The sequence below is a fragment of the Bacillus cereus genome (assembly GCF_002577405.1).
Taxonomy (GTDB): domain Bacteria; phylum Bacillota; class Bacilli; order Bacillales; family Bacillaceae_G; genus Bacillus_A; species Bacillus_A cereus_AU.
Genome location: NZ_NULR01000010.1, coordinates 169,773 through 186,057 on the forward strand (window position 1 = coordinate 169,773; position 16,285 = coordinate 186,057).

The window sequence follows — 16,285 nt, forward strand, 5'->3', positions numbered from 1 at the left end:
CATCTACCGACTTCCGAGCCAAAATTCACCTCATAATTCCCACCTCCAACGTTCATACTATGTAAAGAAACTGAATTGTAGGAAGGTGGACGACTATGTTAACTCCACAACAAATAAATCAATTTAAATCTATTTTAGAAAAACAACAGCAAGAAGTTGAACAAACACTACAAACTCATGAGAATACAGACCGTGCTTCTGAACGTGATTCAGTGGGAGAATTATCCGCTTATGACAACCATCCAGGTGATATGGCTACAGAATTGTACGAACGTGAGAAAGATTTCGGGCTCATCGAATTTTGGCATAAACAACTAGAAGATACGAAACATGCACTACAAAAAATTGAAGCAGGTACGTATGGGATTTGTGAAGTATCTGGTGAAGAAATTCCGCTCGAAAGATTAGAAGCAATGCCAACTGCTACAACGTGTATTCAGCACACTACAAATAAGTTAAATATGGAGACGAGACCCATTGAAGAAGAAGTATTGGCTCCTTCTTTCCACAAGCATGATGAAGATCGTTCTGTGGAGTATGATGCAGAAGATGCTTGGCAAGATGTCGCAAATTACGGAACGTCCGAAACACCGTCTGACTTAGAAAGACAAGATTCAAAAAACTATAATGGCATGTACGTAAATAGTGAGGAAAACGTAGGCTACGTAGAGGATTTTGAAAACTTTATCGGTACGGATATGTATGGGAAAAATCCGCAAGTTTTCGCTACAGAAGAACATGAAGAATATGAACAAATGCTTGATGACTTTGAAGAACGTAGCTTTAAAGGCGAATTATCTTCAAATGAGTCCAGTTCCAAAGAATAAAAAAAGCATTCCGAAATTCGGAATGCTTTTTTTTCGCTAGCTAATTAGTTTTTTGTAACGTTAGCTGCTTGTGGTCCGCGGTTGCCTTCAACGATTTCGAAAGAAACTTCTTGACCTTCTTCTAAAGTTTTGAAGCCTTCGCCTTGGATAGCTGAGAAATGTACGAATACGTCTTCTCCGCCTTCAACTTCGATGAAGCCAAAACCTTTTTCGCCGTTAAACCATTTAACTTTACCTGTTTGCATGTCATGTACCTCCTAAATAAAAATGAAACTATGAATCCACATGAAAAGGTGGATATAAAGGACATGAATGTATAACAAGCTTACAGCCTTTAATACAACGTGCTTTATTTCCGTACCACATTATGTAGCTCAATAGTGACTCCACTATATCACGCCATATCCAAAACGTCAAATGAGAACACTTTCATCCCATCGTTTTTTATAACCCTACTATCATCATAAATTCCTATTCTATTTTTATTCAAAAATTAACAAAACTACAGTATTCTAATTTCTTTAATTTCTGTACAATATAATTACTACATATGATGAGGTGAAAAAATGCAAGCACATGAAATCGAGTATAAATTATATGGCGATGATATGCAGTTTGTTGAAATTGAATTAGACCCAAAAGAAAGCGTTATTGCTGAAGCTGGCGCAATGATGATGATGGAAGATCATATCGAAATGGAAACGATTTTCGGTGATGGTTCTGGACCATCTAGTGGTCTATTCGGTAAATTAATGGGTGCAGGTAAGCGTCTTGTTACGGGAGAAAGCATGTTTATGACTGTATTTACAAATACAGGTCATGGCAAACGTCACGTCTCATTCGCCGCTCCTTATCCAGGAAAGATCGTTCCTGTTGATTTAACAGAATACCAAGGAAAAGTTGTTTGTCAAAAAGATGCATTTCTTTGCGCTGCAAAAGGTGTTTCTATCGGTATTGAATTCACGAAAAAAATAGGTAGTGGTTTCTTCGGTGGTGAAGGTTTCATCATGCAGAAACTTGAAGGTGATGGCCTTGCTTTCATGCACGCTGGCGGAACTGTTTATAAACGTGAATTAAAACCTGGTGAAAAACTCCGTATTGATACAGGTTGTCTCGTTGCTATGACAAAAGACGTTAACTATGATATTGAATTCGTAGGAAAAGTAAAAACGGCTCTATTTGGCGGCGAAGGTTTATTCTTCGCAACGCTAGAAGGTCCTGGAACTGTTTGGATTCAGTCCTTAACACTTAGCCGCTTAGCAGCACGCCTGACAAGCCCAGGAGCTCAAAGCAACGGTGAAGGCAGCGTTTTAGGTGGACTTGGTCGCCTTTTAGATGGGAAAGAGTAAAACACTAAAAAAGATAGTCCCTTTCATAGGGAACTATCTTTTTTAATGTTAAAATATCTTTTCCTCTATATACACGGTGTCCTGAACTCATATTTTTTCAGGTTTAAGCAATCCAATTTCATCGTAATATTGTAGCGTCCGTATTGATATGCCCGTTCTCTTTGAAAACTCACCAATTGAATAGCCTTCTTTTTTCCCACCCTACATTCCTCCTAACGATGTATTTATAAAAACCATACTCCCTCACGTAACTGTAGGTTCAAGCCTTTTTTCAAAAAGAATGAATCAAGTCCCTCACTGCATATATTGAACTATACCTTTTCTTAAGGAGGGCTTCTAATGCGTACTCCTTTATCCTTTGATAAAGATACTGCCCTACTGTTAGCATCTTGCTGCGATCTAACGTATGAACAATATAAACAAAATGGGATTTTCGAAATACCGGATGGTTTTCAATATGTACAAGGCTTTCAAGGAAAAACCATTCAAACGACAGATTGGTTTGGATTCATACTAGAGTCTGAGGATACGATTATTGTAGCTTTTAGAGGGACACAAACAGATACAGACTGGATTATCGATTCACTCGTCAACCAAAGACCATACCCATACGCTTTAAATAGCGGAAATGTCCATAACGGCTTCCTTTCTATTTATGAATCCTGCCGAGATTCTATTATGGATATGCTCGTATCATTACCGGCCCATAAGAAACTTCTTGCAACAGGCCATAGCTTGGGAGGGGCACTCGCCACACTACACATACTAGATGCACGGATCAACACCGCCTTCTCACAGTATGGACTTTATACATTCGCCTCTCCAAAAGTTGGAGATGTTGCCTTTCGAAATTATTATAAACTACAAGTAGCTAGTAGCTTTCGATTCGTCAATTTATTTGATGTCGTTCCTCTTCTCCCTCCGCGAAATGTCAATTTTAACGATCAAAACTGGGAATATGCACACGTTCATCACAATATGACATTTACGAAAAATACAAAATCCATTATAAATAATCATTCCATTACAACATACAAAACATGTCTGACTTCTCATTTTTAAGCAGTAAACAATTGGAAATTATATATTCGTATACTATAATAATCTATGAATTTATTTTTTGGATGAGGGGACCTTACATGCTAAAATTTATCTTTGCACTTTTGCTCATTGTAATTTTTTCGTTTACAGGTTTCTTTACATTTTCATACTTTGCGACAGGAGAATATGGTGGAAAAGGTATAATATATACCGCTATTCCATTTCTTTCTTAAGCAAAATAAATAAAACGAGCTTAATCCCATTAAGCTCGTTTTATTTTCCTAAGCGATTAAATTTTTGTATTTATTTTCAACCCAAAGTCCTCTCATATACAGTTCAGCACATTTCAACATAATAAAAAAAGTCCCTTCAACAGGGACTTTCACTTAATACAATTTAACTGCATTACCAATACCCCAAATTTCATTACTATACTGCAAAATCGTTCGATCGCTCGCAAAATGACCAGATTGTGCAATATTCAAAATCGACATTTCTAGCCATTTCGTCTTATTTTCATAAGCGCTACCGACAGCTTCTTGTCTTTCAGCATATGGACTAAAATCTCGCAGAACGAAGTATTCATCGTTTTGAATAACGAGAGAATCGTAAATTGCTTCAAATTCAGCTCCTGACTGTGAAAAGAAACCATTCGTTAACTGATCTACTACTTTTTTAATATGCATATTGTGGTGATAGTAATCACTTGCACGGTATCCACCATTTTGATGGTAATGAAGAACCTCTTCTGCTGTTAAGCCGAAAATGAAACAGGCTTCATCACCGACTCGGTCTTTTATTTCAATATTAGCGCCGTCTAACGTTCCAAGTGTAATCGCACCATTCATCATAAATTTCATATTACCTGTTCCTGATGCTTCTTTACTCGCAGTTGAAATTTGCTCACTTACATCCGCCGCTGGGAATATATCTTCCGCTAAAGAAACTCGGTAGTTTTCTAGAAAGATAACTTTCATATATTGACTTACGTACGGATCATTATTTACTTTTCTTGCGAGTTCATTTATTAATTTAATAATTTTTTTCGCATAATAATAGCCAGGTGACGCTTTCGCTCCAAAAATAAAGGTACGCGGATAAAATGTAAAACTAGCATCCTCTTTCAAACGGTTATACAAATATAAAATATGAAGAACATTTAATAATTGTCGCTTGTAAGCATGCAGTCTTTTCACTTGCACATCAAAAATAGAATTTGGATCAATCGTAACCCCCATTTTATTATAAATACGATCCGCTAAAATCACCTTACGCTCTTGTTTTACACCCGCAAGCTTCTCTTGAAAACTAGCATCGTGCTGAAATGTTTGCAGCGCTTGAAGCTTAATCGGTTCTTTCTTCCACTCTGTTCCAATCACCTCTGAAATGAGATTTGTTAGCTGTGGATTTGCTTTCATTAGCCAGCGCCTATGAGCAATTCCATTCGTTTTATTATTAAATTTTTCTGGATAAAATTCATAAAACAATCGCATTTCACGCTGCTTTAAAATTTCCGTATGAATTTTTGCGACACCGTTTACGCTATGGCTTCCGACAATTGCTAAATGAGCCATTTTCACAAGATCGTGCGCAATAATCGCCATCTCTTCAATGCGATGCCATTCATAAGGATAACGTTCCCAAAGTTCATGGCAGAAACGTTCATTAATCTCTTCAATAATCATATAAATTCTCGGTAATAACGTTTTAAAAATGTGAATTGGCCACTTCTCAAGCGCTTCTGATAACGTCGTATGATTCGTGTAAGAAATCGTCTGCGTCGTTATGTGCCAAGCCTCTTCCCATGCTAGTTTTTCTTCATCTAATAAAATACGCATCAGTTCTGGAATAGCTAAAACCGGATGTGTATCATTAATATGAATCGCAATTTTTTCATGTAGTTGACGAAGATCACCGTATCTTTCTCTATGCATACGAACGATATTTTGCAAACTTGCTGATACGAGGAAATACTGTTGTTTTAAACGAAGTATTTTCCCCTCATCATGTGTATCATCTGGATATAAAAACTCCGATACCGCCTCTGTTTCGCGCTTATATTTCAAAATATCTTTGCAGTTTTGCGGGAAAGGAACTGGTTCAGCATTCCAAAGCCTAAGCGTATTTACAGTGCTCGTCTCATAGCCTACTACTGGAACGTCATATGGCACCGCCATAATGACTTCAGCATTTGTATGCCTGAACTCTAAACGCCCGTCAATGTCTAGCGGTTCAACACTGCCAAAATAACTTACTTCTACCGCTTGATCATATCTTCTTACTTCCCATACGTTTTCATGAAGAAGCCACTGTTCTGGAAATTCAACTTGATAACCATCAACAATTTTTTGATCAAATAGGCCATGCTTGTAACGAATTCCGCAGCCGTGTCCTGGTAAGTTTAAAGATGCGAGTGAATCAAGGAAACAGGCTGCTAGACGTCCAAGCCCACCATTTCCAAGACCTGCGTCTGCTTCCACCTCTTCCAACTCTTGCAAAGAAATCCCAAGCTCAGATAGTCCCTGCTCACATACATCCCTGATGCCTAAATTTAATATGTTGCTTCCAAGCAAACGCCCAAGTAAAAACTCAATGGATAAGTAATACATTTGCTTTTGCTCTCCAGACCGATAACTTTCATTCGTAGCAATCCATTGACTATTCATATACTCACGTACCATATGACCAAGCGTATTATATTGATCACGTGTTGTAGAGTCTTTGAAACTTTTCCCATACATCGTCTCTAACTTTTCTAAAAAAGTTGATTTGAAACTTTCAACATGAGTAAACATTTTTTCACCACCTACATGTTATTCCATGAGACTTTTATACAATTTCTTATAGGCAAGAGCTGATTTCCCCCAGCTATAATCTTCAGTCATCGCTTGCTTTACAAGCTGTTCCCACACTAGTTTATCGTGATAAAATTCAAGTGCACGGCGAACGGTATACAACATGTCATGTGCATTAAAGTTCGTGAAACTGAAACCATTTCCTGCTCCTGTTTCTTCATCATAAGATTGTACCGTATCGTTTAATCCACCTGTTTCTCTGACAATCGGAATCGTACCGTACGCTAATGCGATAAGTTGTCCAAGTCCACACGGTTCAAACAATGATGGCATTAAAAATAGATCGCTTCCTGCATATACTTGGTGAGCTAATTCTTCATTAAATCCGATATAAACTTTTACCTTCTCAGGGTACTCATATGCCATCCACTCAAAGAATTGTTCATATTCAGAATCGCCCGATCCTAAAATAATACATTGTACATCTTCCTCCATTATTTCACGGAATACAGTACGCACTAAATCAAGACCTTTTTGCTTCGTTAATCTCGTTACCATTGAAATAATTGGTGTATCTTCTTTTTCTGGCAAACCAAAATAACGCTGCAATGCGCGTTTATTTTCATTCTTTTCATCTAATGAATCTGCACTATACTGAGCTGTAATATACGAATCCGTTTCTGGATTATATACGCTCGTATCAATGCCATTTACAATGCCGCTAAGCTTATCATTATATTTTCGCAACAATCCATCTAACTTCTCACCAAAAAACTCATATTGAATTTCTTCTTTATATGTCGGACTAACTGCTGTAATTTGATCAGAAGCGATAATGCCGCCTTTCATAAAGTTTATATTTCCATAAAACTCTAGCTGCTCACTATGAAAATATTCATCACCGAGCTCTAATAAGTCATGCATCACTTCAGAAGGAAATACTCCTTGGAACTGCAAGTTATGAATTGTATATACCGTTTTAATACGCTCATATAACGGGTTATCTTGATACTTTTCACGAAGCAAGAAATTAACCATAGCCGTATGCCAATCATGGCTATGAAGAACATCCACTTCAAAATCAAGATGCGGAATACACTCTAAAACTGCTTTCGAGAAATAAGAAAAACGCTCCCCGTCATCATAATGACCGTACAGAGAATCTCTCTTAAAATAATATTCATTATCTATTAAGTAATACGTAATTCCGTCTTGTTCGCCTTTTAAAATCCCACAATATTGATTTCTCCAACCAAGAGGAACGTTAATTACTTTATGAAGCGTGCATCCATCTCTTAATTTTTGCGGAATAAGACTATAATTCGGAAGTATAATGCGAACATCCACACCTAATTTTTTCAGCTCTTTTGGGAGCGCACCCGCTACATCAGCTAATCCTCCAGATTTCACAAACGGTACACATTCTGATACTGCAAATAAAATATTCACTTGTTGTCCCACTGCGCGAAAAGCTTATACTGCTTCTCTTGCAGCTTCCTCCCTTCGAGTTTTCATTTAAATTAAAACTTTAATCAGTGGGGGACTCCCCACTGATTCTTCAAGAATAACTATTAATCGTACTATTTTGAACGCTTCCTTTTTCAACAACATACGGCTTATCTGCATTTCCTTTTAACACGACACCGTCACCAATTTTCACGTCTTTATCAATAATAACACCGTCTATTATACAATTATCTCCAATTTGGCTCTTTTGCATAATAATGCTATTACGAACAATTGAACCTTTTCCAATTTTAACAGAACGGGAGACAACACTATTTTCTACTTCACCTTCGATAATACTGCCGTTTGCAATCATTGTATTTTTCACGACTGCTCCCTTTAGATAACGAGTTGGCGGTTCATCCTTTACTTTCGTAAAGATTGGTGCTTCCTTCTTAAATAATTGCTTCCAAATAGCAGGTTGCAAAATTTCTAAGCTATGTTTATAGTAACTTTCAATTGAGTCAATAATAGCTACATACCCTGTATGCTCATACGTAGCAATATGCAGTGATTTTCCGCGCTTTTCTCTCACTACATCAAATAAACTATATTGCTCCACATCTTTATATGTCTCAAATAAATCTAATAATAATTGTTTCTTTAACACATATGTTTGAAGCGAAACACCATTATGACAAACTTCGGTAATATCAGCTGACGTATGTATATGTCGCTCTAACACCGCTTGAAAATTTACTGCTGTTACGAGATGGCTATTCGTAATAACAACGTACTCTTCTCTGCTTCTAAGAAAATAATCAATATGTCTTCTAAAATGTGCAAAAGACCCAAACTCATCTTGATCACATTGGCAGTTTGGCGGGAATAAAAACAGCCCGTCTCGTTTTCTATCTAAATCCCACTGTTTGCCTGATCCAACATGGTCCATCAATGAACGGTTTTTATGACTTGTAAACACCGCCACACTATGAATATTAGAATTCGCCATATTTGAAAGCATGAAATCAATGAGTCGATAACGGCCCCCAAACGGTAACGCCGCTAGTGAGCGATGCCCTGTTACTTTCTTTAGGGAAGGAAAACTTCCCGTTGCATTAATAATTCCTAACATTTTTTCTCCCATTCATTTCATCCCCCTTTTCTATTTTCCTTCAGCAATTAGTACTACATCGTCAACATTTTTTTCTGGACGAATTATTGTTCCATCTTCAATAACCATTTCCGATCCAACGATCGCTCTTTCAATCACAACATTTTTACCAATCTTCGCTCCTGGCATAACGACGGAATCGATTACCATACTACCTTCTTCCACCGTTACTCCTTGGAATAAAACAGAATGCTTCACGTCCCCTTCAATGACGCACCCTTCATTAATAAGTGATTCTTCTACTTTTGCCTGTTCTGCAATATATTGAGGTGGCTCATTTGGATTCACAGAACAAATACGCCAATTACGATCGTTTAAATTTAGCGATGTTTCATCACGAAGTAAATCCATATTTGCTTCCCATAAACTTTTCACAGTTCCAACGTCTTTCCAATATCCTTCAAACGGATACGCCATCAGCTTCTTCCCTTCATCTAATAAAAGCGGAAGTACATCTTTTCCGAAATCATTACTAGATTCAGGGTTTCTTGCATCCATCTCTAAATATTCTTTTAAAATGGCCCAGTTAAAAATGTAAATTCCCATTGATGCAAGATTACTTCGTGGAAATTGCGGTTTTTCCTCAAATTCAACAATTTCCATCTCTTCATTCGTATTCATAATGCCAAAACGACTTGCTTCATCCCATGGCACTTCAATAACAGAAATTGAAACGTCCGCTTCTTTCTCAATATGGTAATCTAGCATTTTGCTGTAATCCATTTTATAAATATGATCGCCTGATAAAATAAGGACATATTCTGGTTCATACTGACTTAAATAGTTTAAGTTTTGATAAATAGCACTTGCCGTACCTGTATACCACTTCACACCTGAAGACTCCGCATAAGGAGGTAACACAGTGACTCCACCATTTACACGGTCAAGATCCCAAGCGCTTCCGATTCCAATATAATTATGAAGTTCTAGCGGTTGATATTGCGTCAAAATCCCCACCGTTTCAATACCGGAGTTTGCACAGTTACTTAACGTAAAATCAATAATGCGATATTTACCACCAAATGGAACAGCTGGCTTAGCTAAATTTTTGGTTAATGCACTTAAACGACTACCTTTTCCCCCTGCTAGTAACATTGCTACGCACTTTTGTTTTTGAGCCATCTTGTTTTTTGCTCCCCTTTCTCGTCTTCACTGGTCGTAATATGGATACGCCAAATGGTGGAATTGTAATTTCTACATGTGCCTCTTGATTATGATACGGTTCTAGAATCGCCTTGAGACGTTTCTTATTCACTTGCCCCGATCCGCCATATTGCTGGGCATCACTGTTTAAAATCTCGTTATAATACTCGAAATCTGGTACACCTACTTTATAGTTTTCATATGTAGCTTTCGTAAAATTACATACGACAACTAACGCATCTTCTTGCTTATCCCCTTGGCGGATAAACGAGAAAATACTTTGCTCATTATTATTAGCATCAATCCACTGAAATCCTTCAGGTGAGTGATCTAACTGCCAAAGTGGTTTTGAACGCTTATACAATGCTATGAGCTCTTTAAAGTAATCATGCATATAACGATGCATTTCAAAATCATGTAAATTCCAATCTAAATCTTCAAGGTCTTTCCACTCATCAAATTGCCCAAATTCTCCACCCATAAAGAGTAGCTTCTTGCCTGGGTGAGTAAAAAAATATCCATATAATAAACGAAGCTGAGCAAACTTATCCCAGTAATCTCCCGGCATTTTATTTAATAACGACTTTTTCCCATGAACGACTTCATCATGAGAAAGCGGCAATATGAAGTTTTCAGAGTAAGCATATATTAAAGAAAATGTCATTTTCTCATGAATATGTTTCCTATACTCAGGTGCACACTCCATATATTTCAGCACATCATTCATCCAGCCCATATTCCATTTGTAATTGAATCCAAGCCCACCTTCATAGGTTGGGGCTGTTACAAGTGGCCAAGCTGTTGAGTCTTCTGCTGTCATAAGAAAGTCTTCATCTTCTGCAAATACGGCTTCATTTAACTCACGTAAAAATGAAACAGCATGCTCATTACTTTGCTCTTGTCCTTCTTTTTTCCAGTACAACATATTCGCAACTGCATCCACCCTGAAACCATCAATATGGAAATACCTCATCCAAAATAACGCATTTGAAATTAAGAAATTACGTACTTCCCTTTTTCCTAAATCAAAATTAACAGTTCCCCATACCTGGTTTTCTTGTACATCTATATCTTTATATTCATAAGTCGGTGTCCCATCAAACAAATATAAACCGTGAGCATCTTTACAAAAATGCCCCGGCACCCAATCTAAAATGACACCGATTCCATATTTATGACATTCATCGACAAAATACATCAAATCGTGTGGCGTGCCGAATCTACTCGTCGCTGCATAATATCCCGTTCCTTGATATCCCCAAGAACGATCATACGGATGCTCAACCAGTGGCATAATTTCAATATGTGTAAATTGATGTTCCACCACATAAGGAATGAGTTCTTCTGCCATTTCCCTGTAAGAATACAGAGCTCCATCTTCTTTCTTTTTCCAAGAGCCAAAATGCAATTCATAAACTGTCATCGCTTCTTTATAAACCGATTTTTTCTTTTTCTTACGATTCCAGTTTTTATCATTCCATTCATATCCCTCTATATCAAAAACTACAGATGCCGTATTCGGTCTTACTTCTGCATATACTGCGTAAGGATCTGCTTTTAAAATAACAGCACCGTCCAGTGTTTCAATCGCATACTTGTATATCTCATTCTCTGCAATATGCGGTACAAACAAGGACCAAATCCCCTCTTCTGTCACTTGTAGCATCTTATGTTGCTCATAATCCCACTCATTAAAATTTCCAACAACACTCATTGCTTTCGCATGAGGAGCCCATACTGTAAATCGTACACCTCTCATCTCATCTTCCGTCACAACATGTGCGCCAAAGATGTTATAACTTTCATAGTACTTTTCTGTATGAAACTCATCTCGTTTCACTTCTTCACAATTTATTACACTCAATATGCTCACCTCACTAAGATGACAGAATTTTTTATACTTTAAATCATTTCTGCGAAAAACTGAAATATCCTTGTTAATTTATAAAAAATATACGTTTTTTTCTTAAAAACGTATATTTTTTTTCACATTTCTATATAAAATATCGAATTTTGACGAATATTCATTGCAAACGCTTTATTTTCCCTTACTCTTTCTCACCTTCATTATTGCTCAATATTTATTTTATTGGTTTTCACCTGTTTTTTACGCAATTTTCAACATGAATTACAAACAAAATAATCCTTCATAAAAAATGTTTCTCAACATTTTTTGTCACAAAGTTTATTGAAATGTAAAATTCATAAGCACACATTTATTCTAAGTAAAGAACAACGCACCTTTACAACTACAATTCATACTGAAATGCTGATATAAAAAATTTATTAGGGGGCTTTCTTATATCCTTAAAACAAAAAATAGGAATGGGAGCTGTCACTGTTTATCACTTACATTTGGTGGTGTATTCGCCTATTTCAAGCCGTCTCACAACGAAATTGGATACTGAAGAAGATGGTAAGTTGCTTGCCAATAACTATGGTAAAAAAGGAGGATTTGCAAAAGACAGCATTGTCGACAAAAAAACATTCCCTTCGTAGAAAAGAACTTCTTAAAAAAGGTCCAAATGCATCTAAATCACAAACGTCTGTTGAAAAGTCAAAAAGCGGTACACTCGCAGATATTTTAACGAAATTAGGATTAACACCTAAAAAATAATAATAAAGAGCACTCTATTTAAGGTAGAGTGCTCTTTTTCTATAAACGACCCTTATCCAGCAAAAGGGGTATATTGGGGATATACAAGGGAAACCGGAAAAGGAATTTATATTAAATTATATAAAAACTCAGAGGTAGGAAGCAGTTTCCCGCCTCTGAATTATTTAGCAATTATTATAGTACTGGTGCCATTGTTTCTTTTAATACTTTTACAGAATGAGCGAATTTCGCTTTTTCTTCTTCGTTTAATTCAAGTTCTACGATTTCACGTACACCTTCGCGGTTAATAACAGCTGGAACACCTACGTAAGCATCTTTCTCACCATATTGACCTTCAAGGTATGCAGATACAGTTAATACGCTGTTCTCGTTGCTTAAAATAGCTTTAGTTACACGAAGTAGTGACATACCGATTCCGTAGTAAGTTGCACCTTTACGTTCGATGATATGGTAAGCTGCATCGCGTACATTTTCAAAGATTTTATCTAAATCTTCTTGGTTATACTGCTCGTTGTTCGCTAAGATTGTTTCTAGTTTTTGTACACCTACAGTAGCGTGGCTCCATACTGGAAGTTCAGTGTCACCGTGCTCACCAACGATGTAAGCATGAACGTTACGTGGATCTACATCTAAGTAATCACCTAACATGTAACGGAAGCGAGCAGAGTCTAAAGTAGTACCAGAACCAATTACGCGCTCTTTTGGTAAACCAGATTCTTTCCAAGTTACGTAAGTTAAAATATCCACCGGGTTAGTTGCGATTAAGAAGATTCCATCGAATCCGCTATCCATAATACCGCGAACGATTTGTTTAAAGATCTTTGTATTTTTTTCAACTAAGTCTAAACGAGTTTCGCCTGGCTTTTGTGGTAATCCAGCAGTGATAACAACTAAATCTGCATCTTTACAATCTGCATAGCTACCGCTCCAAACTTTTGTTGCTGCTGGAGAGAATGGTACTGCATGGCTTAAGTCCATTGCTTCCCCTTCTGCTTTTGCTTCATTAACATCTACTAGTACGAATTCTTCAGCTACACCTTGGTTGATCATTGAGTAAGCATAACTACAACCTACAGCTCCTGTTCCTACTAATACTACACGATTGATACCTTTTTTCATTTTAATTTCCCCTCTCAAGTGTTTTACATATATTTTTTATTATTGTTTAAGTAATTAATTAAAATACTAATTTAATGTTGTTTAACTTCTTTACATTCATATTGTAGCATGGATTATTGTGAATTACTTCACAAATTATGACCTATTTGTGAACTTTTTCACATAGAGTGTAAAGTTATTGGAATAGGTGTGGAATCAATTTTAATGGAGGCGTTTTCTTTAGATTGTGAAAGGGATTTCTTTTCATGAAATATGGACGAGCTTACCGCAAGGGGATTCTAAATTCTCATATATTGTACTTCAGTATCGCTTACCACGTGTCATTGTCGGCATTCTTTCTGGCTTTGGCTTAGTTACAAAGTTTAATTCGAAACCCATTAGCAAGTCCTGATGTCATTGGTATTACGAAAGGAGCTGGATTTTCAGCAACTCCTGTTATTTTCTTATTTCCTGGAGCGCCAAGTTATGCACTACCACTGTTCGCTTTTTTAGGGGCCCTTTTCACATTTCTCTTACTTTTATTTTTTAGTAAGAAATTCACTTTAAATCCTATTGCATTTTCTTTAATTGGTATTGCTTTAGGAGCTATTTTTCAAACAGGCATACAATATATAATTGTCAAACATCCTACTGATATAAATATGGGACTTTTATGGATAGCAGGAAGCCTCTAGGGGCGTTATAAAACTTTAACCTGATAGCGATGTGGCGGTACCCCTTTTAAAACCTTTATAGATTTAATAATAGAAGACGAGTAATCATATCATTACAGGGATGTATGAAATATGGGATAAAGAAGGAAATTTTTTGATATTTTTACATATCCATAAGCTTATTTTTAATATATTATTAGAGTGTGAGACTTACTTGTCTTATAATTCTTTATCTTTAAAAGGGGATGGAAGTATGTTTATAGGTAAGAAAACAACTCGTGTTGCAGGAAATGAAATTGATAAGATTTTGGTTGATATTGATAATATTACTCAATCTAAAATTGACAGAGTTTGTGATAGAATTGACTCTGAATTAAATTCTTGTGGTCGAGAATTAGGGAACTCAATTCAAACATTACAACAAATTAAAGCTTTGATGGATCGATTAGTTGCCCAAGTCGGTCAAAATGCTCCTGATCATGTTCAAGTTCTTGTACAGTCAATTGCCCAAGAAGTTATGAGTAAAGTTAATGGTTCAATCGAAAACCAAGCAGAAGTGCAACGTAATATCAAAGACGTCGATAAATATACAAATGAAATTGATTCATTAACTGATGAAATTGATTCATTAACGAATAAAATAGATGAACTTACGGATAAATTCCAAGGTTAATGGAGGTATAACAAATGACCAAAAACTGGACTCCCCCATTAGGACAGACTCCGAACTATATGAATGGTGGTTGGAATACGCATCAGACAAGTCGTACAGCTGATAAAGTCGATCATATTGCAGATAAAGCATCATTTGCAGTTGATATGATTAATAATGCTTTAATTGGATTCGATGGAATTGAAAAAGAACTAATGGAGCTTTCTTCAGCTTCAAACCCACCTCAACCAGAAACATTAAGAATAATGGCACATCGGATTGATACATATCAAAAACAAGTACAAAATGGCTTATTTAACTTGAAAAAGTTTATGGAGGATATAGATAAAGCAACTGATAATATACAAAGAAACTCAGATTGGAAATATTAAATACAATTAAAGTGAAACAGATTTTTTTCAATACCTATAAAGAGAATTATGTAAATAAGCTGTCCATATGGGCAGCTTATTTTATTTTTTGCTTAACGTGGGGTTTTTCGAAATTCTGGCGGTCCCCCTAAGTAGCAGCTACAAAGGAGGTGAAAAAGCCGTGGTGGAGGTTTTGGCCATGTTTCATATGTTAGTATTTCGATTTACTCCTAGAATTAAAACTTTTAGTAAAAATAAAATTTATACTTTTGAAAATTGTCTTAAGCTAATCGTTACTACTGCCTTCACGATTCGGGACTTGAATCCTAGAGACTATGCGCATGCTGGGCGCACACAAAAAAGAGATAGCAGATTATGCTATCTCTTTTAGTATGACCCGTACGGGATTCGAACCCGTGTTACCGCCGTGAAAGGGCGGTGTCTTAACCACTTGACCAACGGGCCAGTTCTGGCAGAGAAGAAGGGATTCGAACCCTCGCACCGCGTTCGCGATCTACTCCCTTAGCAGGGGAGCCCCTTGAGCCACTTGGGTACTTCTCTATAATATGGCTCCGCAGGTAGGACTCGAACCTACGACCGATCGGTTAACAGCCGATAGCTCTACCACTGAGCTACTGCGGAATAATTATGGTGGGCCTAAATGGACTCGAACCATCGACCTCACGCTTATCAGGCGTGCGCTCTAACCAGCTGAGCTATAGGCCCATAATTGAAAAGCGGGTGAAGAGAATCGAACTCTCGACCAGAGCTTGGAAGGCTCTTGTTTTACCACTAAACTACACCCGCATTAAAATGAAAATGGTGAGCCATGAAGGATTCGAACCTTCGACCCTCTGATTAAAAGTCAGATGCTCTACCAACTGAGCTAATGGCTCATTTTGAAAGTGGTGCCGGCTAGAGGACTTGAACCCCCAACCTACTGATTACAAGTCAGTTGCTCTACCAATTGAGCTAAGCCGGCTTGCGACTTCAAAATGGTGGCTCGGGACGGAATCGAACCGCCGACACGAGGATTTTCAGTCCTCTGCTCTACCGACTGAGCTACCGAGCCTTATTAAAATGGCGGTCCCGACCGGG

The 16,285-nt window shown here is 37.1% G+C and carries 14 protein-coding genes, 8 tRNA genes and 2 pseudogenes; 8 read left to right on the forward strand and 16 right to left on the reverse strand.

Annotated elements, in window-relative coordinates; translation table 11 throughout:
- Nucleotides 1-95 precede the first annotated feature (95 nt).
- Nucleotides 96-827, forward strand: coding sequence for a yteA family sporulation protein (locus COC96_RS14225; RefSeq protein WP_098269461.1), 732 nt, complete (start codon nt 96-98; stop codon nt 825-827).
- Between the two features lie 44 nt (nt 828-871).
- On the opposite strand, the gene cspD is transcribed toward COC96_RS14225, so the two are convergent.
- Nucleotides 872-1,072, reverse strand: a complete 201-nt coding sequence (gene cspD / locus COC96_RS14230; RefSeq protein ID WP_001193053.1) for a cold-shock protein CspD — start codon at nt 1,070-1,072, stop codon at nt 872-874.
- A gap of 321 nt (nt 1,073-1,393) precedes the next feature.
- Between cspD and COC96_RS14235 the strand changes: the two genes are divergently transcribed.
- A complete protein-coding gene (locus tag COC96_RS14235) occupies nt 1,394-2,176 on the forward strand; it encodes a TIGR00266 family protein (protein ID WP_098269462.1) in 783 nt (260 codons plus the stop codon).
- 31 nt (nt 2,177-2,207) lie between these two features.
- Here the strand turns inward: COC96_RS14235 and COC96_RS14240 are convergent.
- Nucleotides 2,208-2,353, reverse strand: a pseudogene (locus COC96_RS14240) (MerR family DNA-binding transcriptional regulator); the annotation flags it as partial.
- Between the two features lie 162 nt (nt 2,354-2,515).
- On the opposite strand from COC96_RS14240, the gene COC96_RS14245 reads away from it, so the two are divergent.
- The gene (locus COC96_RS14245; protein WP_098269463.1) at nt 2,516-3,238 is read left to right on the forward strand and encodes a lipase family protein; all 723 of its coding nucleotides are present in this window, start codon (nt 2,516-2,518) and stop codon (nt 3,236-3,238) included.
- A 77-nt stretch (nt 3,239-3,315) separates the two neighbouring features.
- Nucleotides 3,316-3,450: a hypothetical protein gene (locus tag COC96_RS28050; protein ID WP_097904762.1), complete on the forward strand. Its 135-nt coding sequence runs from the start codon at nt 3,316-3,318 to the stop codon at nt 3,448-3,450.
- Nucleotides 3,451-3,603: 153 nt separating this feature from the next.
- Here the strand turns inward: COC96_RS28050 and glgP are convergent, their stop codons facing one another.
- The 5 genes from glgP to glgB form a co-directional block, all read right to left on the reverse strand.
- Entirely contained in the window at nt 3,604-6,012 is a 2,409-nt protein-coding gene (gene glgP / locus COC96_RS14255) for a glycogen phosphorylase (RefSeq protein WP_098269464.1), read from the reverse strand.
- Nucleotides 6,013-6,030: 18 nt separating this feature from the next.
- Nucleotides 6,031-7,461, reverse strand: a complete 1,431-nt coding sequence (gene glgA / locus COC96_RS14260; RefSeq protein WP_098768948.1) for a glycogen synthase GlgA — start codon at nt 7,459-7,461, stop codon at nt 6,031-6,033.
- 109 nt (nt 7,462-7,570) lie between these two features.
- A complete protein-coding gene (gene glgD, locus COC96_RS14265; protein ID WP_098269465.1) occupies nt 7,571-8,605 on the reverse strand; it encodes a glucose-1-phosphate adenylyltransferase subunit GlgD in 1,035 nt (344 codons plus the stop codon).
- Between the two features lie 18 nt (nt 8,606-8,623).
- Nucleotides 8,624-9,754, reverse strand: coding sequence for a glucose-1-phosphate adenylyltransferase (gene glgC, locus COC96_RS14270; RefSeq protein WP_097904765.1), 1,131 nt, complete (start codon nt 9,752-9,754; stop codon nt 8,624-8,626).
- Entirely contained in the window at nt 9,702-11,639 is a 1,938-nt protein-coding gene (gene glgB, locus COC96_RS14275) for a 1,4-alpha-glucan branching protein GlgB (RefSeq protein WP_098768944.1), read from the reverse strand. Before glgB ends, glgC begins: the two co-directional genes overlap by 53 nt.
- Nucleotides 11,640-12,118: 479 nt before the next feature.
- Here glgB and COC96_RS28055 point away from each other — a divergent pair.
- Nucleotides 12,119-12,392, forward strand: a pseudogene (locus COC96_RS28055) (dockerin type I domain-containing protein); the annotation flags it as partial.
- A 174-nt stretch (nt 12,393-12,566) separates the two neighbouring features.
- On the opposite strand, the gene COC96_RS14290 reads toward COC96_RS28055, so the two are convergent.
- Nucleotides 12,567-13,511, reverse strand: coding sequence for an L-lactate dehydrogenase (locus tag COC96_RS14290; RefSeq protein ID WP_000715332.1), 945 nt, complete (start codon nt 13,509-13,511; stop codon nt 12,567-12,569).
- A gap of 401 nt (nt 13,512-13,912) precedes the next feature.
- Between COC96_RS14290 and COC96_RS28060 the strand changes: the two genes are divergently transcribed.
- The 3 genes from COC96_RS28060 (at nt 13,913) to COC96_RS14305 (ending at nt 15,208) form a co-directional block, all read left to right on the forward strand.
- Nucleotides 13,913-14,185 (forward strand): iron chelate uptake ABC transporter family permease subunit, encoded by a 273-nt coding sequence (locus COC96_RS28060; protein WP_257201746.1) that lies wholly within the window; start codon nt 13,913-13,915, stop codon nt 14,183-14,185.
- A 232-nt stretch (nt 14,186-14,417) separates the two neighbouring features.
- Entirely contained in the window at nt 14,418-14,837 is a 420-nt protein-coding gene (locus tag COC96_RS14300) for a hypothetical protein (protein ID WP_098269468.1), read from the forward strand.
- A 14-nt stretch (nt 14,838-14,851) separates the two neighbouring features.
- Complete coding sequence (locus tag COC96_RS14305; protein ID WP_098269469.1) at nt 14,852-15,208, forward strand: hypothetical protein; 357 nt, start codon at nt 14,852-14,854, stop codon at nt 15,206-15,208.
- 372 nt (nt 15,209-15,580) lie between these two features.
- Here COC96_RS14305 and COC96_RS14315 read toward each other — a convergent pair.
- From COC96_RS14315 to COC96_RS14350, 8 genes are all read right to left on the reverse strand, one after another.
- Nucleotides 15,581-15,652: transfer RNA gene (locus COC96_RS14315), tRNA-Glu, on the reverse strand.
- A gap of 5 nt (nt 15,653-15,657) precedes the next feature.
- Nucleotides 15,658-15,748, reverse strand: a tRNA-Ser gene (locus COC96_RS14320).
- Nucleotides 15,749-15,754: 6 nt separating this feature from the next.
- Nucleotides 15,755-15,829 (reverse strand) — tRNA-Asn (locus tag COC96_RS14325).
- 7 nt (nt 15,830-15,836) lie between these two features.
- A tRNA-Ile gene (locus COC96_RS14330) sits at nt 15,837-15,913 on the reverse strand.
- A 10-nt stretch (nt 15,914-15,923) separates the two neighbouring features.
- Nucleotides 15,924-15,994: transfer RNA gene (locus COC96_RS14335), tRNA-Gly, on the reverse strand.
- A gap of 13 nt (nt 15,995-16,007) precedes the next feature.
- Nucleotides 16,008-16,083: transfer RNA gene (locus tag COC96_RS14340), tRNA-Lys, on the reverse strand.
- A gap of 10 nt (nt 16,084-16,093) precedes the next feature.
- A tRNA-Thr gene (locus tag COC96_RS14345) sits at nt 16,094-16,169 on the reverse strand.
- A 14-nt stretch (nt 16,170-16,183) separates the two neighbouring features.
- A tRNA-Phe gene (locus COC96_RS14350) sits at nt 16,184-16,259 on the reverse strand.
- Nucleotides 16,260-16,285 lie beyond the last annotated feature (26 nt).